The organism is Halocatena salina (genome assembly GCF_023115355.1).
GTDB classification, from domain to species: Archaea; Halobacteriota; Halobacteria; order Halobacteriales; family Haloarculaceae; genus Halocatena; species Halocatena salina.
The window spans coordinates 392,697-414,834 of record NZ_CP096020.1; the positions used below are offsets into that span (position 1 = coordinate 392,697).

Genomic DNA, 22,138 nt, shown 5'->3' on the forward strand with positions numbered 1-22,138 from the left:
TCGATTGGTAAAACGAAGAGGGCTAGCTGTGAGTAGCCTTCGTGGCAGTAGTTCGATAGCGAAAAGCGAACCGATAATCGACAACACGACCCTCGATAGAGATAGAAATCGTTATTACCGGCGCGTGAAACATCCCAAAACACATGGAACTGGATCTCGGTCGAAACGTCGTTCAAACCAATAATGTCAGATTAAATTTATTATATGATATATTTTGATAATCAGAACTTATTTGATATCACATGTGTATGTCGGTGTCGATGGTTCGTACCCCTACTGCTCGGGCACTCCGGTTCACAAACGCTTACCCCGCTCGGACGGCAAGATAACAAATACGATAGCAATGACGACCCTCCTTCACGTTAGCGATACTCACCTCGGAAACCGTCAATACGGGAATGAGATACGAGCGGATGACATGGCGGCAGCGTTCGAGCAGTCCATCGATATCGCCGTGAACGAAGGCGTCGATGCTGTCATTCACACCGGCGATCTGTTCGACAGCCGGATGCCATCTCTTCCAGAGGTTACCCGCTGTGTGCAAACGCTTCGGAAACTCGAAGAGGCAAACATCCCCTTCTACGGCATCGTTGGAAACCACGATCGGAAGATGGACGAGCAGTGGCTCGATCTCATTCACGAGACGGGGACTGCTCACCGGTTGTCGAGAACCCCGACGATGGTCGATGACGTCGCGCTCTATGGGATCGACGCCGTTACGAGTCCATCGTGGCACTCCACAGACTTCACTCTGGAGCCACCGGAAGCGTCGGATACGTTCACACTCCTCTGCATGCATCAGCTCCTCACTCCACCAATTCCGGGGCCCGAGGACGTTATCGCCGACCATCCGACGACAGAAGTGCTCGAACGCGTCGGGATCGATATCGATGCGCTCGCGCTCGGTGATTACCACAAGCCGGTCGAGACCACCATCGCCGGCGTTCCAGTCTGGTATGCTGGCTCGACCGAGCGGTGTAGTATCGACGAAACGGAACCGCGGAGCGTCAGTCTCCTAGAGATCCAGGATGGAACGCTCCGCCGGCATAGACACGAACTCGACACCCGTGAATTCGTATCGCTCTCGATCGAGTTCAGCGACGGTGATGTCCATGGTCGCGTCGCGTCGGCACTCGATCAGTACGATCTCGATAACACCGTCACGCACACTACCCTCCATGGGGTGCGCACCGCTGTGACGTCGAGCGACGTGTACAGCGCAGTCATGGATCGAGGCGCAGCAGTGTGTAAGGTCAAAGACGACCGGGGACGACGGGAGATCGAACTGAACGAGAAACCGAACGGAAGCGTCCGAGAGCCGGATGCGATCATCGAGGAACAGCTAGCGGATGAAGAGCTGAGTGACACCGCCCTTGCGATCGACGAGCGGGTTCGGGGGGATCCATCGTTGCCGAACGCCAAAAGCGACGTGGCCGACGAGATCGAAGACGACATCGAACGAGCACGAGCGAACGCGTTTGCGGACACCGAACAGACGGAGGGATCGAATGAAAATTAAAGAACTGACGCTTCAGAACGTCCGGAGCTACAAGAATCAGACCGTAACGTTTCCAGAGGGAACGATCCTGATTCATGGCGCAAACGGCGTCGGAAAGACGTCACTACTGGTTGGTATCTTTGGGGGGTTGTTTCTCTCAGACATCACGACTGCTGGTGAGCAAAGCTTCACCCTTGACGATCTCATTCGTCGCGGAGAAGACAAAGCCCACGTCGAGTTGACCTTCGAACTGGACGGAACTGACTACACCGTCGAGTGGACGTTTTACGCCACGAGTACGGGACCGAGCGCGACGGTAACGTCGCCGGCGTTTGCCGAACCGATCAGTCAGGTTAGTAACGTCAAAGCGAAGATGCGAGAGCTCCTCGGGATGGATGAGGACGATTTCTCTGCGAGCGTCTACGTTCGACAGGGTGAGATCAACCGCCTCATCGACGCGGACACACGAACTGAACTCATCGATAGTTTGCTCGATCTTGACGCCATCGACGCCTACATCTCGAAGATGGAAGGCGCAAAGCGCGGGGCAAAGCGCGTTCGACGGGCCAACGAAACGGCGCGTGAGAACGCAGAGAAAAAACGCGAACGAGAGTACGAGCGAGACGAAGCGCAGTTCGAGGCGGAGATCCAGCAGTTGACCGAGGAGATACAGGAGGTCAAAGCGGACAAAGCGGAGATCAAGGCGTACATCGAAAAGCTCGAACAGCACCGGACGACCCTCGATGGACAGATCGACGCTTACGAAACGACGCGAAAGAAAATAGAGACGAAAGAAGAGCAGCTCTCCGAGGCCGCAGCGTCGCGCACCACGACAGAGCGCAAGCGCCACGACGCGCGAGAGGAGATCGAGACCGCACAGGCGGCGATCACAGACATAGAGGCGAAGATCGCCAGTCTGAACGAATCGGTTGAGCACGACCTGAGCACCGAAAAAGCCGCGCGGCGCGCTGTCGAGGCGGTTCAAGACGATTATACTACGGCACACCAGCAACGAACGAAACGCGAGGCAGCGTTACAGAACGCACGAGACGCGCTTGAGGATCTCGAACAACGTCATTCGGAGAAAGAGGATACGGCAGCATCGGTAGAGACCGCCCTCGAAGAACGACGCGAAGCACTCGAAGCAAAGCGAACAGAGCTAGCCAAAGCCCAAGGGACGCTCAATCAACGCATTGAGGAACGAAACCGAAAAGCGGGCGCGTTCCTACCCGATGCGGGCGATGACGAGATCACCGATCGGGATAGGATCGACACCCGTATCGAGCAGCTCGATGAGAAACGCGAGCAAACGGAAAAGGAACTCACTCGGATTCGGACGAAGCTCGATGGAAAAACGAGCGAGCGAGAACGGATACGGGCCGCTATTGAGGAACAAGAACGCGAGCTAGAGTCCGCTCACGAGACCCTAGAGGAGCGCCGGAGTGAACTGGAAGCTCTCACGGAGGCTGTCACCACAGCGGAATCGGAGTTCCAGGATCGTGTGCACGAACTCGATCAGACCAGCAGAGCGCTCGGCATCGATATTTCACCCGACTCCTTAGCCACGGTCCGTGACGAACGGATCCCTGCCAAACGGTCGACGTTGACGAGCGAAATCGAGTCCATCAACGAGGAGATCGCCCGTCTCGACGCCCGAAAGGAACAGATCGAGTCGGAACTCGAAACGCTTCGAACGCTCGACGACCACGAGACATGTCCGACGTGTGGACAGCCGATCAAAGACGCACACGTCGACGAGGAGATCGAACGACAACGAGAAGAGCTGGCCACGACAACGGACACGCTCTCCGAGCGACGCGCGGCTAAGGCCGACCGACAGGACGAACGCGACGACGTGGATGCCCTGTTGAAAGGGGTTCACGACGCGATTGCCTACCGAGCAGACGTCCTCACACCGCGTCGGAACGAGCGCGAGGAGAAACGTACGCAGATCGAAGCGGCTCAGGCGGACATCGATTCGCTCTCAACCGAGCTCGGCGAGCGACAGAACGCCGTTCGGGAACTCGAAGCCGACATCAAAACACTCGAACGGGACGCAGCCGAACGGGAAGAGCTGATCGAATCCCACCAAGCGGCCATCGAGGAGGGAAACGTGGTTCGTGCGGCATTCGAAGCGGTCGAACGCCACCGAGAAACCGTAGAAACGCTTCGAGACGCAGTTACGGAGATCGAAACGATGGTCGAAGAGTACGAGACGGACCTCGAAGAAATCCGGACGGACATCGAAGCGGTAGAATCACAGATCCAGTCCCAACGACAGACGGTTACGGAGTGTAAGAAAGCGGTGCAAACCGCTGAAAAACAGGTCGAACGGGTCGAAAAGGAGAAATCTGTCGTCGAGCAAGCAGTCGAACGGTACGAGGCGATCGGTGAACACCGCAGCGAGATCGATCGGCTGAAACAGACGATCGCCCACTGTGAAGAGAAAATCGAGAGCCTAAATCAGCGCCTCAGTACGCTCAAACGGGAAAAAGAGGAGTTCGAGGTGGAACTCGGCGAAACAGACATCGACACTCTCCGCGAGAACCGCCAGAAGGTGACAGAACGGATCGAGGAGCGAGAAGCGACGGTAACACAGCACGAATCGAAGATACAGTCTCTCCGAGAAAAGCGGACCTCCCGTGAGAAAGATCTAGAAAGCCTTCGCGGGCTGAAAGATGATATCGACCGCTACGAGCGCTACCACCGGTGGGCGGACGCAACCGTCGGGGAGATCGATACGATGCTGGCCGTCTATCGCCGTTCGAAATCGAAGCTACGCGAGCAGTATCTCAGTTATCTGCGCGAATACACGAACGACATCTTCGATGAAGTGTACAAAAACAGCAGCTACCAGCAAGTAGTCATCCGGGAGATCGAAACCAGCGGTGGTTTTGAATACGATCTGAAACTTCTGCGTGATGACCAACAACTGGAGGATCCGAGCAACGCGAGCGGTGGCGAACGGGCGATCGTCAACCTCGCGCTTCGAGCCGGAATTTATCGTCTCATTGCGGAGCTGAAAGGAGACGACCGAGGGACGCTTCCGCCGTTCATTCTCGACGAACCGACGACGTTCCTCGATGAGGGGCACGTCAGCCAACTCGAAGAGATGTTAGACACGATCAAAAGCTGGGACGTTCCCCAAATCATCGTCGTCAGCCACGACAAACGTCTCATCCACGGTGCGGACAACGAATGTCGCATCACCATTGATGAGGAAACCAACACCAGCCAGATCGAGATGCGGTCCGCTGGTGATACGACGGCGGTGGGTGATGATTGATGGATCCGAGGGCTCTGTCGGTCGTTCGAGATCTGTTCGAGCATATCGACGCGAACGTCCCACGAGAACAGGACGAACAGGCTGAGTACGCACGGGAACTGTTCGACCACCTCGGCCAACCGGGAGGGGCCATCGTCCCGTTAGGCGAGCCTCGGTATCAGAAAACCCGTCTCAGAGAGCTGGGGACGTGGAACGAAGACCCGTGGCCACAACCGACCTACGGACTCGACGCGAGCACGACGCAGCCGATCGAGTTCAACAACGGATTGATCGTCGATACGGCGTATGCGAAACTCGGTGTCGCCGGTGCTGAAAGCGATCGATCGATCGAAGCTGAGGGGACGATCAAAACCGTGGTGTATTTCACCGATAGCGACAGCACGCTTCACAGCACCGCCGTCTCCGACGGAAACGTCGATGGCGAGGTGATCCGGTTTCGGTTGCCCGATGTCGGACAGCTACGGGATCTCTCGAAAGCGGTCGCAACAGCTGCCCAACACCTCGCCGAAAGCGAACACCTCATCAGCAACCGGACTCAGATCGATGGCGTTTGTTTCATCGACGGAGCAGTGTATCCGCTCGGTGTCGTGTACTGGCTGCTACTCGAAGACAGTGGTCGACCGACACCAGCGGAATCGTCAGAGCTTCCCCGGCGAATTCTTCGGAATTACGTCGACTTCATCGATGCACAGGTGACGGCGAATCTCCCGGTCGTCGGTGTCGTGAAAACATCGACCATCGACGAAATGTTGTCCGCCCTCGAAGAGAAGATCGCCAGAAACGACCTCACCGACGAGAACGGTGGTCGTCTCGACGTTCCGTGGACTCGCGACCACCAGTTCATGGGCGAGGTACTGCGAGATGACAGTCTCGATCACCTGACGTACACATCATGGTTCGTACAGGAAAACCTCATCCTCGAAAACCGGGCGGTCGATCTGCTCACCAGTGTCGACGGCGAGTTGTCACACGGGGATCCACGGGATTACCGTCGGGCCTTTTTCTACGTTCGACTGCCAAAAACCGGGGACGTGCTCCGCGTCGAATCGCCGTACCTGCTGGTTAGTGACGAGGACCGACGAACCGCGATCCGGTACAAAGTCCTCAAAGAGATCGCTAAAACACAGGACGTACCGGGTGCTATCGACCGTGCGGATCGCATCGCCACCATTACGAGGGAAAACCGCGAAACGATTCGAAACATGATTCGTTCGAGCGAAGCGTCCTTTGATCACAACTGGGACGGCCGCTGGAGCGACATCGAAGAGAGCACTAAACGATGACTGACGAGATAGATGACCTGTTGAACGACGACCCGGCACTCGAAGACGACGCGAACGAGACGAGGACCACCCGAACGACTGAGACATCCGATCCCAGCACCAACGGCGTTCCCGAAACGCCAGTGCCCAGTCCATCTACCGATCCTGCTGACGGCGAAATCGGGCACGTGCTGGCGAGCGAGGAGATCATGATCGGACGGGACGACGACAACGTCACTGCGTTCATCATGACTGACGAACGGGAGACGGTTCGGGTCGGAGATTACGTTCAGATCCCCTATCCAGACAGCGACGATGTGCTGTTCGCGGCGACCGATAGGCTTCGGTACGAACCGTACACGGATCTCGACGACAAATCTGACACCCACAACCACATCAGCCGTCATCGGGATTTCGACGAGTCCGAGTTCGTTCTACTCGCCGTGCTCGATCCGATAGCGATCCTCAGTCCGGACGCTTCTACGGACGAACTCGAACTCGATCGTGGTATCGTCAACCGGATTCCAAAGCCGAACACGCCAGTGAGCCTCTCCCGTGAAGACGAATATCTCAGAACTGGACTTGGGATTCCAGACGACGGCGTGTTTTGTGGCTATCTCTCGGTCGGTGGTACCGAAATGGAAATCGAGAGACAGCCGTTTCCCTACTACCTGTCGAATCCCGGTATCGATCCGGAGACGACGGAGAAACAGCCCGGAGAACCCGCAGTCTTTCGACACCTTCTCGTAGCCGGATCGACCGGGAAAGGGAAAACACATTTCACGAAAAACCTGCTTCGCCAGTTCGTCGACGGTAAGCGCTACCCCATCGAACGCCACGAGACCGGCGAAACGGTACACAGCCGGCTGAACGTCGTCATAATCGACCCGGAGAACGAATACTGGGAGATGGGCGTCGATCCGGACATAGGAGAGAAAGCTGAGCGACGGCTCCGTCGACACGGTATCAAGGTCGGTGGTGTCGACGACCTCGAGGTGTTCGTTCCGACCGTCGAAAACGTCTCTCCCCCTGGAACTGGAACCCACCAATCGTTCGGGATCCCCTTCGAACTCGTCGAATCGCGGCCACAACTGCTCATGCCCTACCAGCCCCGCGAGACGATCCGCAGCGCACTTGAGCTGGCACTCGATTCGTATTTCGACGACGGCGTGGAACACGAGCCACCGACGTACGAGGGGTTCAAACGGTACGTCACGAACGACCGAACCCTGCAAGACGACGCCCAGATCGCAAACCAGACGTGGAGTGCGATGGTCCGACGGATCAACGACACCACGTTCGAGACCGTCTTCGACCACGGGATCTCCTCGCTTCCGGAACTCGCAAGCGACATGTTTAGAGAGGGGCAGGTAACGGTCATTCCGACGAGTCACCTGCGTGGAACCAACGAACGGCTCGTCGTGCTCTCGATCCTATCGTACATCATCGAAAACAAGATCGACGACCACCACGTCGTCGATCCGATCAAAAACACGCCGATGCTCGTGGCTGTCGACGAGGCGCACAACTACTTCTCCGAACCGGACTTGCTCCGCGAGCAGTACATCGTACGACGAGCACGGGAGGCGGTCAAGCAAGGACGAAAGGACAAGCTTGGACTGTTGATGATCACCCAAAATCCCGAAGACATCGACGACGACGTCCTCAAGCAGATCAATACGAACGTCTTCCTTGGACTGCGCGAGGAGATCGTCGAAAAAGTCCCGTCCGTCCCCCGCGAGTTCAAACGGGACATCCCCAAGTTCGGAAAAGGGCAAGCGGTCGTGAAAGCCCCCGACGTCGAGTCGGTAGAAGTGATGGGGCTTCCGATGTGCGTGACAAAACACGGAAATTAACGGAAAACCGGAGGACACCCGATCACAACGCCTACGTTCGTACAACGATCGTTCTATCTGTGACGATCACTAAATTGATATTAAATTGTAATGTAAGTATTTTATAAATATAATCAACAACTATATCTAGTATCGACTTAAAGGCCGCAATGTCCCCCTACAAATTCGAATATCCAATACTATAATAATGTATATTTTCTGATTTAATTCTTTACATGATAAGTTATTGTAATACAAATCTGTCTAGTGGAAGTGGATTCCGTTCGAACAGTGATGACCGTCCAAACAGTTCTCACGTTTAATACTGTATGAACAGTGGACACTTCAAGGTGCAGAGACACGCTCTTACAGTTGAACGACGGCCGGTTTTCCGTGATTGACGAGAAGACTTAACACAGAACGGTAATGATGTGGAACGTACAGAGACCAATGAAGCTCAACGAAGAACAACGGATGGTACGTGATTCGGTGCGAGAGTTCCTTGAAAACGAGATCGCACCGGAGTTGCCAGAGGCCGACCGGACACCCTTGACGAAAGCGGAAGCGATCGAGTACATGCAAACGATGGCCGAGATCGACGTCGGTCCGTACGCTCAAGACACCTTCGACGATCCGATCACGAACACGATCGTCCGCGAAGAAGTAGCTCGTGTCTGGCCGAGCCTTCAAGTGACGATGGGGATGTCGATGGTGGTCGAGATGATGGACCTCTTTTCGGAGCGAACCCGAGACGCCTACGCCACCGAACTGGAAAACAACGAACTCGTCGGCTGTTTCGCGATCACGGAACCAGATGGCGGTTCCGACACGAAAGTTCCGAACACGACGGCCGTCAAAGACGGCGATGAGTACGTTCTCAACGGAGAGAAAACGTGGGTTTCGAACGCGCCCATCGCCGATATCGCGCTCGTCGTGGCGTGGGACGAGGAACAGGATCGCCGAGATATGTTTCTTATCGATCAGAAAACTGCGCCGTTCGAAACCACGCAACTCGAGAAGCTCGGCTGGAAGGGGTCTCCAACCGGACAGATGTTTTTAGACGACTGTCGGATTCCGAGGGACAACAAGCTCTCACGAGCAGTGATGAACGCCATGAGTGACGGTCGGATGGATCCGGACGATTCATTTCTCGGGACGTCAGCCACGAGCGCGAACCCGCTAAACACGATGTTCGCATCGATGCGAAACGGGATGGCGACGATCTCCGTGGGGATCATGCAGGCTGCCTACGAGGCAGCAATAAACTACGCGACCGATCGGGAGGTGTTCGACAAACCGATCGCTCAACATCAGCTCATCCAAGAGAAGCTCTACACCATCCGTGCTGGTCTGGAAACCAGTCGGCTGTTGACCCGTCACGCCGCCGAGCGGATCGCTGCTGGAGACCCGGAGGCCCGGATGCTGTCGTCGCTCTCGAAAGGGTGGGTGTGTGAGAAATCCGTCGAAGTGACCAACGAAGCACTGCAGATTTACGGTGGCAACGGACTTTCGAAGGACTACCCGCTCGAACGGTATTACCGCGATGCTCGGACGATGACGATTCCGGACGGCACCACCGAGATCCAGAAGCTCGTCGTCGGCTACGAACTCACCGACATGCAGGCGTACACATAAATGACCAGTCATCGAGAGATCGAGCGGTCGTAACTGTGATAGCCACCCAACGGAATATCGAATCATGCAGGTAGTACGGTTGGGGAACGCCGAATTCGAAGGCGAGAACAGCGTGTATCTCCTTCAAGACGACGATGCGGTGGCGCTGATCGACACAGGTGTTGCGACACCCAAAACCGAACGGACGTTGCGGGAACAGCTCACGACACACGATATCGATTTCGAGCAGATCGACACGGTCGTTCTGACACACTGGCACTCGGACCACGCGGGGCTCGCCGGGACGATTCAACGCGAAAGCGGAGCGACCGTCTACGTCCACGAGGACGACGCTCCGTTGGTCCGCCGGGCGGAATCCGCGCTCGAAGCCCTCCGAACTCGACAGCGCGAACAGTTCGAGGCGTGGGGGATTCCGGCGTCAGACCGCAACGCCCTACTCGATCGTCTGGAGATGAGTGACACGCTCGTAGACGAACCGGAACACGTCGAGACAGTCACGGACGGCGACAGCATCGATGTCGCTGGACGCCGGTTAAACGTGCGTCACGCACCGGGTCACACTGCTGGCCAGTGCTGTTTCGAATTTCACACTGACGACGGTTTGGCGGCCTTCGGCGGTGACGCATTGCTTCCAGTGTACACGCCAAACGTCGGCGGTGCGGATGTTCGCGTCGACCGCCCGCTCGAACGCTACCGGGACACCTTACAGACGATCGCAACGCGGGAGTTCGTACGGGTGTGGCCGGGACACCGCGACGTCATCACCGATCCGACCGACCGCGCCCGATCGATCGTCGAGCACCACCGCGAGCGCGCAGAGCGGGTTTGTGACGTGGTGGCTGACCACGGTCCAGCGACCGCGTGGGAGACGAGCGCGCACCTGTTCGGTGATCTCGAAGGCATCCACGTCATGCACGGTCCCGGCGAGGCGTACGCTCACCTCGACCATCTACAACGCCACGGAATCGTTACTGCCACCGAAGACGGGTACGTGCTTCGTGAATATCCGACCTCCTTCGAGGAATTGATCTGAGGAGTCGCCGTATCTGAACCGTTCGATGTGATTGAACATCTCCGTAGCCGATCCCGAAGTAGCGATGCATAGACATAGTCGATCCAGGAGTTACGAGGGTACTACTGTAACGGACTCGCTCGTTGTGCGGAACAGACGGTTTATTCGTTCACTCTTATCGAACGCTTCCGAACGATAGCAGCCCACGGACGGTTCTACTGGCCGGTGTCTTGTAGTTTGAACTTCTGGATCTTCCCGGAGGTCGTTCGTGGGAGTTCCTCGACGAACTCGATTTCACGGGGGTGTTTGTACGGAGCCACAGTGTCGAGAACGAACTCCGTAAGCTCCGTGGCTGTGATATCGGCACCGACCTCGATATCCGACCGGGGAACGACGAACGCTTTCGGGACCTCGTTTCGTCGCTCGTCAGGAACACCGATCACGGCGCTTTCGGCGACGGCATCGTGCTCGCCGAGCACCGCTTCAAGCTCGCTTGGGTAGACGTTGTAGCCAGCCGAGACGATCACATGTTTTTTGCGGTCGACGATCTCGTAGTAGTTGTCTTCGTCTCTGCGTGCGATGTCACCGGTCCGGAAGTAACCGTCGTCGGTGAAGGCGTCCGCGGTGGCGTCGGGCATGTCGTGATACCCCTTCATCACCTGTGGGCCACGGACGAGCAGCTCGCCCGCCTCACCGGGTGGAACCTCCGTTCCCGCGTCGTCGACGATCTTACAGTCAGTCATGCGCGAGGGTTGACCGACCGTCCCCGGACGAAGTCCGAACGTCGATCCCGACTGGGTGTGTGTCGCACCATGGGTTTCGGTCAGTCCGTATCCCTCACCCATCTCCACACCGGCGGTCGCTTCGAACTCTCGTTGGACGGAGACAGACATCTTCGCACCCCCTTCGATGGCTGTTTCGAGGCTCGTCAGATCGTACTCCCCGAACGTGTCGGCAGTGACCATGTCGACGTACATCGCTGTGACGCCGATGAAATGGGTAATCCGCTTTTCCCCGATCAGCTCCATACAGGCGGTGGCGTCCCAATTGGCAGCACTTCGCACACAGACGCGCCCACCACGGATCAGTGGCTGTAACGCGGCGTGGGTGAAACCAGTGATGTGGTACAACGGGAGCCAAACGAGGCTTCGAACCGCTTCGGCTTCGAGTTCGTGAGAGCGGGCGAGCACGGCGTTCAGTTGTGCTCGGACGTTCCGGTGGGTGAGCTGGACGCCTTTCGGCGTGCCCGTCGTGCCCGAGGTGTACGGCAACAGTGCCACGTCGTCGCCCGTCCGTTCGACGAACAGCTCCTCGCCCCGAACGTCTGCGAAGGAATGGACGTGATCGGCACTCCCCCCGACCGCGACAACGACCGGATCAGTGTCGAGCGCATCGAACGCTGCGTCGACGTGTTCGAGCAACGCGGTGTGGGTAAGTACGGCCGTTGCTCCCGTGTCTGACAGTTGATGTGTGAGTTCGCGCTTGCGATACTGGGGATTCACTGGAGAGACGGCGACACCGGCCTTGAACGCGCCGAGCGTGGCGATAAGAGACGCCGGACAGTTCGGCAGATACACCAACACGGTGTCACCGGGTTCGACGCCTCGCTCGGCCAGTCCGCCCGCGACCTGCGAACTTTCGGTGTGAAGCTCCTCGTGGGTCAGCGTTCGGTCGTGGTACTCGATCGCCGGTGCATCGCCGTGGTGACGAGCCGTTTCGTGGTGGAGTCGCGCAACGTTTCCCTTTCTGGCACCGTCGATGACATCTGCTAGATCCATAGGCTCGGATGTGATGGTTTGGTATTAAATTTTTCCCAGAAGAGAATCCTGTACAGAACTAAAACACCCACCGGGACCGATCACTCGACGGTGACAGTCGCCGTGCCGGTGAGTAGCGTTTCCCCGTCGGCGGTAGCTTCCAGTTCGACGGTTGCCTCGACGCCGTTCGATTCGATATCGACGATCTCGCCGGTAGCGACGATCGTATCCCCAGGGAACACGCGCGAGCGGAACCGCACACCGAACGACGTGATCCGATCGACCCCAAACCAGTCGGTGAGGACCCGCGACGTGACGCCTGCAGTGAACATACCCTGTCCGAAGACACGCTCGTTGCCCGCCGCTGTGGCGTATGGTTCGTCGTAGTGAATCGGGTTGAAATCACCGCTTGCGCCCGCATACCTCACGAAATCCTGTCGGTGTAGGTCTTCAACGACGACTGTCGGACCGGTGTCACCGACAGCGAGCGCCGCATTCGAATCGACCCGCTCTGCAGGAACGGTCTGACGCGGGCGGATCGACCGTGGTTCCATGGTTCGGGTCGGTGGCTGACGATCGGTCGGCGGTGGACCGTCCTCCCCGATCGCACCCGTGGTTTCGATGCTCGTCGTTCGCTCGGTCAGCACGCGGTCGCCGTCCTGATCAGTGTACGTCGTCTCGAAGACGGCGAACGTCATCGTGCCGCCACGCTCGCCATCACGCTGGTAGCAGTCGGCCAGAGTGGTTGTCCCTTCCAGCACGTCACCGACACGAACGGGCCGGACATACTCGTACGACTGCTCGCCGTGGAGCACATGCTCAGGCCGGAACCCCAGATCGAAACCACGTTCGTCCCCGACAGCATAGCGGGGAAACGTTCCGACACGCGTGAACGTCAGCGGCGCAGGGATCCGGTCGTGACCGCGATCCCGGGCGGTCTGTGCGTCGAAAAAGACGGCATTCGGATCGGTGATCGCCCGAGCGAACTCCGCCACTTTCCCGGCTTCGATCTCGAATCCCTCGACAGTGCGATGGGACGTTCCGACCTGTGCTTCGAGCGCGGATAGCGGCTTAGTCGGCATCCATCACCACCATCCCGATAGCCGGTCGTTCCGGTGCCGATCGCTCACGACTGGGCCATTAGTGCGTGTCATATCAGAAACGGTTCTTCGAAGATAATAACTGTGACGACAAACGACAACCGGCACGGACTACCTCCTCGGTGCGGGTTGAGACGGCCTAGTGCGACACGAGTTCGTCGAACCACCACGTCGTCGGGTGACTGTGGTCAGCGCCACCACCGCGTGGAGAACATGGTGTGTATCTGAACTGGCCATTTAGAAAATATCAATATAAAAAGTTTGTAAAAATAGCAAAGTTTTATATGATTCCTCTAGACTGCTAGCAATGTGCAAATGATGTTCGATCACGCATGACAAGAAACACCTTCAATAGACGGGAGATACTCACAGGAGCCGGTGTGGGAATTGCCGCATCGGTAGCGGGCTGTCTGGGTGGGGGCAGCGATGGTGGTGGTGATGGGGCGGTCCACTTCATCACGGACTACCACACCGACTCCTGGGAGGAACTCTGGGGGGAGTTCAAGTCGGAGTTCGAATCGGAAACCGACATCTCCATGAACATCGAAGAGGGCGGGATGTCCGGCACTCAAGAGGGACGGCTCGCCCAGTTGATTCAGGCGGGCGAGCCGCCGGACGCGAACACCTCCACGTTCGACCAGGTGGCCGACATCTGGGAAAGCGGCCAGCTCGACACCGTTACCGATACCGTAGAGTCGATCGAGGCGGTCAATGGGGAGATCAACACCGACGCGTTCCTCGGGGAAGGAGACGAAATCTATCAGATCCCCCACGGGCTGTACGTCTCGAACTTCCAGTATCGGGCGGACATCTACGAGAAACTCGGCCTGGAGGTGCCCGAAACCTTTCAGGACGTGCTCGACAACGCCCGGGCCATCGACGAGTCCGATGTCGACGCTCGCGGGTACGGGGTGGCTGGAATGCCGACTGGTAAGAGTCAGGACGAGTTTCTGGTCCTGCTAGCGAGCGCAGGCGTCTCCGGCATCGGCCTCCACTGGAAGGACCCGGACGCGCGCGAGGAGCTCGAGATACACTTCCCCGAAAAAGAGGTGACGACTGTGTTGCAGTACATGAAAGACCTCGCCGAGTACTCCCCCGACCCGACCAGCATCGGCTGGTCGGAGTCACTCAGCCAGTGGGTTCAGGGCCAGTACGCCCAGTGTTACCACCTCAACGCTTGGCCAGTGGGCATCGCAGCACAGACGGCCGAAGCCGAGGACAGCGACGCCTTGCGCGGGCTGGCCGAGGCGACCCAAATCAGGGCGTACCCGACCTGGTCGGAGATCGACGCGGACGAAAACTGGCTGAGCGCCCCAGCGCCCGACGGCTACCACATCTTCGCGAGCGGCACGAATCCGGACGGCGCCAAGGAGTGGTTCGAGTGGCTCTATGCCGACAGCATGGAGCGGACCGTGAGCTTCTACGAGACGGATCCGGGCCGGTTCCTCCCGACCTATGCCGATGTACTGGGGTCCGACGCGTTCCGGAACCAGGACATCTTCGAGGCCCACCCCCACCTGCTCGAGAAGCTCGAACAGTGCCAGAACGAGATCTGGGGCAACCACTACGGCAGCGTCGACGAAGCCAACATCTCCTCGCCGGAGTCGCTGTACATGCAACGCCAGTGGTTCTACGGCGAGATGGTCAACAACGTGGTCACCGACTCGATGAGCGTTCAGGAGACATACGAGTGGGGCCTTAGTCAACTCGAAGACGCCTTCGCGGACGCCCAAGAGCAGCTCGGCTGATCGACCATGGACGTGGCAGCTCCTCGTGTGACCGCGTTCAGCGCGTATCGGAGACGGACGACAATGAGATCAACACACATGGACACAGAGGCTACCTAGATATGGCCGGCAAAACCGGAGAATCGACTCGATCTCGGAGGACGTACGTTCCGTGGGACAGCCTGCCCGCGAGCCGAGAGACGATCGTCGGGATCGGGACCGTTCTCCCCGTCGTCGCACTGTACATGCTCATCGCGGTGGTCCCGATCGCCTTCGCGTTCTGGGCATCGTTACACGACATCCACACGCTCAACCCGGAGTGGGAGTGGGTCGGTCTCGAGAACTACTCCGAAGTCATGGAGATCGCCACGTTCTGGGGCTCGCTGTGGCGCGGGATCGTCTATATGGTCGGCAGCACCCTCATCCAGCTCGCTGTCGGTCTCTGGATGGCGCTCGTGCTCAACCGCATCACTCGCGGTCAGAAGCTCCTCACCGCGGTGGTCTTCACAGCGTACCTGATCCCGACGATCATCGTCTCGCTGGTTGCACTCCGGGTGTTCGATCCGGCCGGGGGCGTGTTCCAGGCGCTCGGTGCCGAGCAGTTCGGCCTGTGGGGTGCCACCGAAGCCCCACTGGGGTCACGAGAGTGGGCCATGCCACTGTTGATCCTCATCGGCAGCTGGAAGTTCTCCGTCTTCATCACCATCTTCACGCTCGCACAACTGCGTGCGATACCCGACCGATTCTACGAGGCGGCGAAGGTGTGTGGCGCCAATCGGTGGCAGATGTTCCGTGACATTACGTTACCCCGTCTCACGGGGATCATTCTGGTTGTTGTTCTGCTCCGGTCCATCTTTATGTTCAACAAGTTCGACATCATCTGGCAACTCACGCAGGGCGGGCCCGGTGACGCCACGACCACGCTCCCCGTGCTGGCCTACAAAACCGTCTACACCGATCAGGCCTACGGGTTCGCCAACGCGATCGCCGTCGTCATGTTCCTCTTCTTGCTGGTGTCTGCGATCGCCTACTTCACGCTCTTCAATCCGAGCGAGGAGGTGGAGACAACCACATGAGCCGGAACGAACCACCGGGAGGCGTGTTTGGTCTCTCCTACAACGACGAAAGCCGGGTGTTCGAGGCGCTGAAGCTCCTCAGCACGGTGATAATCGTTGTCGTCGGCGTCTGGCCGGTTTACTGGATGGCCCAGCTCGCTGTCACCGAGTACGAAACCGTCGAGGACGCCGTCACGATCGTTCCCACGCCCGAGACAGTCACGCTCGATAACTTCGCGGTCCTGGCGAACCCGGAGATGTACACCTACATGTTCAACACGGTCGTAGTAGCCATCGGCACCATCGTGACGGTCGTTGTCGTCTCGCTGATCGCCGGGTACGGTCTCGCGCGGCTGTCTTTCCCCCAAAAGGAGAACTTCGCGCGGATCCTCCTGATCGGGTATCTCTTCAGCCCCATCGTCATCGGGATCCCGCTCTACCAGATCTGGCAGTCCATCGGGCTGCTGGGCACCCGTATCGGGCTCATCATTGCACTATCGGCCCTCTCGATGCCCTTCGCGGTGTGGCTGATGTGGAAGTACATCATGACGATTCCGGAGGCCCACGAGGAGGCCGCGTGGGTGGACGGCGCCTCGCGCTGGCGGGGCTTTCGCGACGTCGTCGTTCCGCAGTGTCGACCGGCGATCATCGCCGCGGCGCTGTTCGCCTTCGCACTCGCCTGGAACGACTTCACGTTCGCGCAGATACTCCTCCCGTCGACCGAAACCACAACGTTCGCCCCCGGCGTGCTCCGGGCAATGAGTCAAGCACAGTTCTTGCCGGACGCCCACCTGATGGCGATCTCGCTGGTCATGACGCTGCCGCCGCTGCTTTTCGCCTATTTCATGCAGAGCTACCTGCTGAAGGGGTTTCAGGTCAGAGCCCTCTGAGAGCCGATCGAACGATAGCTTACACCAAACACAACAATGCCGGACATCACGATCGAGAACCTGACGAAAGTGTACGAGGAATCGGGCGATGAAATCGTCGCAGTAGATGACGTAACGCTGACAATCGCCGACGGCGAGTTCGTGACGCTAGTGGGTCCTTCGGGCTGTGGCAAGACCACGACACTCAGGTGCGTCGCGGGGCTGAACACACCGACGAGCGGCACGATCCGATTTGGCGACCGAGACGTGACGGAGACACCCGTCCAGGAGCGCAACATCGCGTTGCTCTTTCAGGACATCGCGTTGTACCCGCACATGAGCGTTCAGGAGAACATTGCCTACGGCCTCAAGATCGCCGGGTTCTCCCGGCAAGAGCGCATCGCCCGCGTCGAGGAGGCCGCAGGGCTACTCCAGATCACCGACCAGCTCGAGAAGATGCCCTCGGAACTGTCCGGCGGTCAACAACAGCGCGTCGCGCTCGGTCGGTCGCTCGTGCGCGACCCTGAGGTCTTCCTGTTCGACGAGCCCATGTCGGACCTCGACGCCAAGCTCAAAGCCGAGCTGCGACCGGTCATCGAGAAGGTGACCAACGAGATCGGCTGTCCGACGCTGTACGTGACACACGATCAGGCAGAGGCGATGACGATGTCCGACCGCGTTGCGGTCATCAACGACGGCGAACTGGAACAGGTCGCCCCGCCAAAAGAGATCTACGACGAGCCAGATTCGGAGTTCGTCAGCCGGTTTATCGGCCAGCCGTCGACGCAGTTTTTCGACGGGCGGATCAGGGCCGTCAACGGAACAGCGGAGCTGGTGGTTGGCGACTACGAGTACGAGGTCGACGGTCTCGGAGGGTGGAACGGAGACGAGGTCCGCGTCGGTCTCCGGCCCCAGCACATCACCGTCAGCAACGACGCCGACGTTGGCATCCCGGCGACGCACCTGCTAGACGAGCCCCTCGGCGATGCGACGCACAGCTTCTTCGAGACAGAGTTCGGCGAGGCGATCGTTGTCACCGGCCCGGACTTCGAGGGCGACGGCGAGGAGTACGGGCTCGTCTTCCAGTCCGACGCCATCCGTCTGTTCGACACCGACTCCGGCGTCCGGATCGCTTGAGTTTGCGCTGGTCCGTCAGTTCTCGCGGGACTCCGCTGCCCGACCGGCCGCACTCGTGTCCAGATCGGCCGCGACCGCCCCGTCGGGATCCGTCGGAGCCACCGAGCGAACGACGATCGTCTCGGCGGCGAGATCGCCGATGCGACGACCATCGGTCACAAGGGCCGATAGGAAGCCGATCACGAGCGGCGGGATGCCGAGCAGATCGACGTACAAAAAGAGGTTCCGGATGGCGCTGGCGCGGTAGGTGCACGGGCGGCCATCGACCGTGACAACCAGCAGATTGCGATTGACCTTCCCCGGTGTTCGGCCGTAGCGCCACTCGAAGACGAAGGAGTAGGTGGCGTAAATCGGCAGGAGCACGAGCAGTGACAAGACGACGACGTATCCCTCGAGCGCCTCGTAGGGACCGACGAACGCCACGCTGAAAGCGTAGATCAACGGAAATTCGATCAGAACGTAGCAGACGAACAGGTCGATCACCGCCGCACCGCCACGGGCGAGCAAAACACCGCGGTCGTCCGCGGTCTCCAGTGCTGGCGCCGGTTGCCGCCGGGTCGGCAAAAACCCATCTAGCGTCCAGTCAGTCACAGTGACACATTCACCGGGGCGGACGAAATACCTTCCCCTCGGTCGCGGAATCGGCCATCACTCCATGCCCACGTCCGATCGCAGCGTCACGAGGAAGTAGAGCAACAAGAGGAGGGTGATCCCGGCAAACACCTGTGTGTCGATCGATAGTCCCCCGTCCACGCGGAACAGCAGGACGCTGGTGGCTGCCAGCACGACGATGGCGCCCGCGGTTCGCCACCGTTCTCGAACGTTTCCGATGGTGACGGACATCGTGGACTGCTCCACCGAATCCGACGCCTCGTGAATATCTTCCAAACCGGCTCCCTCCGAGGTCCGCTGCGGCGTATCTCCACTCATACGTACCGATTATTCCCGTCTAGGTTCAAATAGCTACGGATGGCCCAAACTCGTCCCAGCAACACGAACGCGATTAGGGGCGGTCGAGAATTTCCGATCGAATACGGTCATTCTGAACAGATCCAGTTGCTTAGCCGTCGAACTCGTCGATCCACAGCTCCTCGTCGAACTGGGGCGTGTTCGGGATCTCGACCTCCTCGACAGCATCGAAGGCGTCGCGGGCGATCGATCGGCGGTGGACTTCGTCGGCACCGTCAACGATTCGAAACGCCCGGACGTGCTCATAGAAATGCGCCAACGGGAGATCCTTCCCGATGCCAGCCCCACCACAACACTGGACAGCGAGATCAATGATGTCGTTAGTGACGTTCGCGGTGAACAGCTTCGCCATTGCGACCTCGATGCGAGCCTCGCTGTGGTCGAGTTCGCGGGCCGCGTGGCGGACCATCGTTCGTGCGGCGTGGAGCCGCGTTTCCGCGTCAGCGATCCGGTGGCGCAACGCCTGCTTATCAGCGAGTGTAGAGCCAAACGCCTCGCGTTCAGCGAGATACGCCTTGGCGATGTCGAGCGCGCGTTCTGCCATCCCCGAATAGCGCATACAGTGGGTGAGCCGCCCGCCACCCAAACGCATCTGGGCGATCTGGAACCCCTGATTTTCGGCTCCGAGCGTGTTCTTGAGTGGAACGCGGACGTTCTCGTATTTGATCTCCGCGTGGCCGACTGACTGTTCGGTGATGCTGTGATCTCCGAGGTGCGGAATGTCGCGGACGACGGTCACGCCCTCGGTGTCCGCCGGAACGAGGATGATCGACGTCCCTTCGTAGGGATGGGCGTCGGGATCAGTTCGGGCCATTACCAACAGGATGTCGGCGTTCATGCCGCCAGTGGTCCACCACTTGTGACCGTTGAGAACCCACTCGTCACCGTCTTTCTGGGCGGTGGTTTTGAGCATCTTCGGATCCGATCCCCCGCCCTGCATCGGTTCGGTCATCGAAAAGCCCGAGGAGATCTCGCCGCTTACGAGCGGACGAAGCCACTTTTCTTTCTGTTCAGGGGTGCCGACCATTTCGAGGGTGTGCATGTTCCCTTCGTCCGGTGCGTTCGCCCGAATCGAACGCGCCCCGATCAGCGAGCGACCGACCTGCTCGAACGACGGCAACATCTCCCGAAAGTCGAGTCCCTGACCACCGTATTCTGTTGGCACCTGAGGCGCGAACAGATCTCGTTCTTTGGCCTGCTCCCAGAGCGCCTCCATCTCCTCGGTCGTGATTGGTTCACCAGTTGCGAGTGCTTCTCGTTCTCGGGGAAGCACGACGTCGTCCATGAACGCTCCTACCCGATCTGCCATGTCTTGGGCCGTTTCGGAGTCGTGATACTCCATGTGAGCTACTTCGTACACACCACCGTAAAACCACCCGACACGGGAAACACGCCGCGAGGCGTTCATTGGTCGGTCCACACGATCAGGTTGGGAACAGCTAAGTTTCCACCCCTGTACTGTCCATCCATGGCACAAGCAGTTGCAGTCATCGGTGGCGGCATCATGGGCAGTGGAATCGCACAGGTACTCGCGCGTCACGGCTATGAGGTCCGCGTCCGTGAAATCTCTGAAGAGCTAGCCGAGAAAGCCCGCGATCGGCTGGTATCGGGCAGTTTTGGACTCGACGACGCCGTCGATGGCGGCCACCTCACGCCAGACGAGCGTGATGCGACGCTCGATCGGCTCACGTTCACGACCGATCTCGAAGCCGCAACGCAGGGAACGGAGTTCGTCATCGAAGCCGTCACAGAGAAGCTGGCGGTCAAAGGGAAGGTGTTTCGAGAACTGGATGCCGTGACGGACGATCAACCGCTGTACTCGAACACCAGCGGCTTTTCGGTGACGGCGATCGCAAACGCCGTTTCCGATCCCTCACGGGTCGCGGTGACGCACTTTTTCAATCCCGTTCCAGTGATGTCGCTCGTCGAGATCGTTCGCGCGCCCGAGACCGACGACGCAGTCATCGAACGCGCCACAGAACTAGCCGACGAACTCGACAAGACCGCCGTCGTTATCGACGACGATCCTGGGTCGTACGGCTTCATCGCCAACCGGTGTTACGGTGCGATGCGACGAGAAGCCCAGCGGATCGTAGACGAAGGGATCGCTACAGAAGAACAGGTCGATACGGCGCTCGAAGAAGGGTACAACCTTCCAGTCGGTCCGTTTTCGCTTCGCGGGATCGGCGAAGAGTGGGACTGACGGATCAGCGACCTTCGAACTCCGGTTCTCGGTCCTCGCTGAACGCCGCCGCGCCCTCCGCGAAGTCGTCGGTGGTGAGCAGTTCGTTGAACAGCCGTCGATCGTACTGTCGACCCTCCGAACGTCCCGCATCGACGGCCATCCGAGCGGATTTCTTGATCGCGCGGATCGCAAGCGGTGCTTGGCCGGCCAGCTGCGCCACGAAATCGTCGACCTCGCTCTCGAACTGGTCCGGGGAGTACACGTGGTTCACGAGACCCTCTTCGGCGGCCCACTCCGCTGAAACGTGCTCACCGCGCATAGCCAGCTCCATCGCAGTAGCCGGTCCACATAGCTTCGTAACGAACTGGACGCCGCCAGCACCGGGTAACAGCCCGAGATTCACCTCAGGAAAGCCGAATTCGCTGTCCGCGCTCGCCAGCCGCAAGTCACACGCCAACGCGAGTTCGAAACCGCCACCCAAACAGTAGCCGTCGATCTTTGCCACCACCGGTACCGGAAACTCGGAAACGAACGTGTGTACGGGCCGTTCGGAGCGCTCGACCGACGATTCGCTCGAAAAGCCACCGATGTCCGCCCCCGCACAGAACGCTTTCTCGCCCACACCTTCGATCACAGCAACACGAAGCTCCTCCTCTTCGAGGCGTTGCAGGCCGGTAACGATATCCCGTGAGAGCTGATCGTTCAGCGCATTCAGCGATTCGGGGCGGTTCAGCGTGATCGTCCCGACGCCGCTCGTTTCATCGAACTCGATCAGAACGGTCTCCAAATCCTCCATGCGCTATCGTTGCGT

At 58.9% G+C, this 22,138-nt stretch carries 17 protein-coding genes; 11 read left to right on the forward strand and 6 right to left on the reverse strand.

Annotated elements, in window-relative coordinates; genetic code table 11:
• The first annotated feature begins 343 nt into the window (after positions 1–343).
• From MW046_RS14635 to MW046_RS14660, 6 genes are all read left to right on the forward strand, one after another.
• Complete coding sequence (locus MW046_RS14635; RefSeq protein ID WP_247994901.1) at positions 344–1,519, forward strand: DNA repair exonuclease; 1,176 nt, start codon at positions 344–346, stop codon at positions 1,517–1,519.
• Complete coding sequence (locus tag MW046_RS14640) at positions 1,509–4,784, forward strand: AAA family ATPase (RefSeq protein ID WP_247994902.1); 3,276 nt, start codon at positions 1,509–1,511, stop codon at positions 4,782–4,784. Before MW046_RS14635 ends, MW046_RS14640 begins: the two co-directional genes overlap by 11 nt.
• On the forward strand, positions 4,784–6,067 hold the full coding sequence (locus MW046_RS14645; RefSeq protein ID WP_247994903.1) for a DNA double-strand break repair nuclease NurA: 1,284 nt from the start codon (positions 4,784–4,786) through the stop codon (positions 6,065–6,067). Before MW046_RS14640 ends, MW046_RS14645 begins: the two co-directional genes overlap by 1 nt.
• Positions 6,064–7,902, forward strand: a complete 1,839-nt coding sequence (locus tag MW046_RS14650; protein WP_247994904.1) for an ATP-binding protein — start codon at positions 6,064–6,066, stop codon at positions 7,900–7,902. The genes MW046_RS14645 and MW046_RS14650 overlap by 4 nt, the downstream gene beginning before the upstream one ends.
• A 429-nt stretch (positions 7,903–8,331) precedes the next feature.
• Positions 8,332–9,516, forward strand: a complete 1,185-nt coding sequence (locus tag MW046_RS14655) for an acyl-CoA dehydrogenase family protein (protein ID WP_247994905.1) — start codon at positions 8,332–8,334, stop codon at positions 9,514–9,516.
• Between the two features lie 64 nt (positions 9,517–9,580).
• Positions 9,581–10,549 carry an MBL fold metallo-hydrolase gene (locus MW046_RS14660; protein ID WP_247994906.1) on the forward strand — a complete coding sequence of 323 codons (969 nt, stop codon included), beginning with the start codon at positions 9,581–9,583 and terminating at the stop codon, positions 10,547–10,549.
• A 194-nt stretch (positions 10,550–10,743) separates the two neighbouring features.
• On the opposite strand, the gene MW046_RS14665 is transcribed toward MW046_RS14660, so the two are convergent.
• The gene (locus MW046_RS14665; RefSeq protein ID WP_247994907.1) at positions 10,744–12,306 is read right to left on the reverse strand and encodes a class I adenylate-forming enzyme family protein; all 1,563 of its coding nucleotides are present in this window, start codon (positions 12,304–12,306) and stop codon (positions 10,744–10,746) included.
• Positions 12,307–12,386: 80 nt separating this feature from the next.
• Positions 12,387–13,367, reverse strand: a complete 981-nt coding sequence (locus MW046_RS14670) for an FAS1-like dehydratase domain-containing protein (protein WP_247994908.1) — start codon at positions 13,365–13,367, stop codon at positions 12,387–12,389.
• A gap of 350 nt (positions 13,368–13,717) precedes the next feature.
• Between MW046_RS14670 and MW046_RS14675 the strand changes: the two genes are divergently transcribed.
• The 4 genes from MW046_RS14675 to MW046_RS14690 all read left to right on the forward strand — a co-directional run bounded on the left by MW046_RS14675 (position 13,718) and on the right by MW046_RS14690 (position 18,173).
• Positions 13,718–15,133, forward strand: a complete 1,416-nt coding sequence (locus MW046_RS14675) for an ABC transporter substrate-binding protein (protein ID WP_247994909.1) — start codon at positions 13,718–13,720, stop codon at positions 15,131–15,133.
• A gap of 101 nt (positions 15,134–15,234) precedes the next feature.
• Positions 15,235–16,188, forward strand: a complete 954-nt coding sequence (locus MW046_RS14680; RefSeq protein ID WP_247994910.1) for a carbohydrate ABC transporter permease — start codon at positions 15,235–15,237, stop codon at positions 16,186–16,188.
• A complete protein-coding gene (locus tag MW046_RS14685) occupies positions 16,185–17,057 on the forward strand; it encodes a carbohydrate ABC transporter permease (RefSeq protein WP_247994911.1) in 873 nt (290 codons plus the stop codon). The genes MW046_RS14680 and MW046_RS14685 overlap by 4 nt, the downstream gene beginning before the upstream one ends.
• Before the next feature lie 36 nt (positions 17,058–17,093).
• Positions 17,094–18,173, forward strand: coding sequence for an ABC transporter ATP-binding protein (locus tag MW046_RS14690; protein WP_247994912.1), 1,080 nt, complete (start codon positions 17,094–17,096; stop codon positions 18,171–18,173).
• Positions 18,174–18,188: 15 nt separating this feature from the next.
• Here MW046_RS14690 and MW046_RS14695 read toward each other — a convergent pair whose 3' ends face one another.
• The 3 genes from MW046_RS14695 to MW046_RS14705 all read right to left on the reverse strand — a co-directional run bounded on the left by MW046_RS14695 (position 18,189) and on the right by MW046_RS14705 (position 20,484).
• Positions 18,189–18,764 (reverse strand): RDD family protein, encoded by a 576-nt coding sequence (locus MW046_RS14695; RefSeq protein ID WP_247994913.1) that lies wholly within the window; start codon positions 18,762–18,764, stop codon positions 18,189–18,191.
• Between the two features lie 57 nt (positions 18,765–18,821).
• Positions 18,822–19,103 (reverse strand): hypothetical protein, encoded by a 282-nt coding sequence (locus MW046_RS14700; RefSeq protein WP_247994914.1) that lies wholly within the window; start codon positions 19,101–19,103, stop codon positions 18,822–18,824.
• A gap of 130 nt (positions 19,104–19,233) precedes the next feature.
• The gene (locus MW046_RS14705) at positions 19,234–20,484 is read right to left on the reverse strand and encodes an acyl-CoA dehydrogenase family protein (protein ID WP_247995233.1); all 1,251 of its coding nucleotides are present in this window, start codon (positions 20,482–20,484) and stop codon (positions 19,234–19,236) included.
• 126 nt (positions 20,485–20,610) lie between these two features.
• Here MW046_RS14705 and MW046_RS14710 point away from each other — a divergent pair, with 126 nt between their 5' ends.
• Positions 20,611–21,345, forward strand: coding sequence for a 3-hydroxyacyl-CoA dehydrogenase family protein (locus tag MW046_RS14710; protein ID WP_247994915.1), 735 nt, complete (start codon positions 20,611–20,613; stop codon positions 21,343–21,345).
• A gap of 4 nt (positions 21,346–21,349) precedes the next feature.
• Here the strand turns inward: MW046_RS14710 and MW046_RS14715 are convergent, their stop codons facing one another.
• A complete protein-coding gene (locus tag MW046_RS14715) occupies positions 21,350–22,123 on the reverse strand; it encodes an enoyl-CoA hydratase/isomerase family protein (RefSeq protein WP_247994916.1) in 774 nt (257 codons plus the stop codon).
• Positions 22,124–22,138: the final 15 nt, after the last annotated feature.

Bases quoted from the DNA above. Each gene is read 5' to 3' on its own strand.
- MW046_RS14700 (WP_247994914.1), bottom strand. From the start codon at position 19,103: ATGAGTGGAGATACGCCGCAGCGGACCTCGGAGGGAGCCGGTTTGGAA.
- MW046_RS14710 (WP_247994915.1), top strand. From the start codon at position 20,611: ATGGCACAAGCAGTTGCAGTCATCGGTGGCGGCATCATGGGCAGTGGA.
- MW046_RS14635 (WP_247994901.1), top strand. From the start codon at position 344: ATGACGACCCTCCTTCACGTTAGCGATACTCACCTCGGAAACCGTCAA.
- MW046_RS14645 (WP_247994903.1), top strand. From the start codon at position 4,784: ATGGATCCGAGGGCTCTGTCGGTCGTTCGAGATCTGTTCGAGCATATC.
- MW046_RS14655 (WP_247994905.1), top strand. From the start codon at position 8,332: ATGAAGCTCAACGAAGAACAACGGATGGTACGTGATTCGGTGCGAGAG.
- MW046_RS14715 (WP_247994916.1), bottom strand. From the start codon at position 22,123: ATGGAGGATTTGGAGACCGTTCTGATCGAGTTCGATGAAACGAGCGGC.
- MW046_RS14670 (WP_247994908.1), bottom strand. From the start codon at position 13,367: ATGCCGACTAAGCCGCTATCCGCGCTCGAAGCACAGGTCGGAACGTCC.
- MW046_RS14690 (WP_247994912.1), top strand. From the start codon at position 17,094: ATGCCGGACATCACGATCGAGAACCTGACGAAAGTGTACGAGGAATCG.
- MW046_RS14705 (WP_247995233.1), bottom strand. From the start codon at position 20,484: ATGGAGTATCACGACTCCGAAACGGCCCAAGACATGGCAGATCGGGTA.
- MW046_RS14675 (WP_247994909.1), top strand. From the start codon at position 13,718: ATGACAAGAAACACCTTCAATAGACGGGAGATACTCACAGGAGCCGGT.
- MW046_RS14680 (WP_247994910.1), top strand. From the start codon at position 15,235: ATGGCCGGCAAAACCGGAGAATCGACTCGATCTCGGAGGACGTACGTT.
- MW046_RS14665 (WP_247994907.1), bottom strand. From the start codon at position 12,306: ATGGATCTAGCAGATGTCATCGACGGTGCCAGAAAGGGAAACGTTGCG.
- MW046_RS14650 (WP_247994904.1), top strand. From the start codon at position 6,064: ATGACTGACGAGATAGATGACCTGTTGAACGACGACCCGGCACTCGAA.
- MW046_RS14640 (WP_247994902.1), top strand. From the start codon at position 1,509: ATGAAAATTAAAGAACTGACGCTTCAGAACGTCCGGAGCTACAAGAAT.
- MW046_RS14685 (WP_247994911.1), top strand. From the start codon at position 16,185: ATGAGCCGGAACGAACCACCGGGAGGCGTGTTTGGTCTCTCCTACAAC.
- MW046_RS14660 (WP_247994906.1), top strand. From the start codon at position 9,581: ATGCAGGTAGTACGGTTGGGGAACGCCGAATTCGAAGGCGAGAACAGC.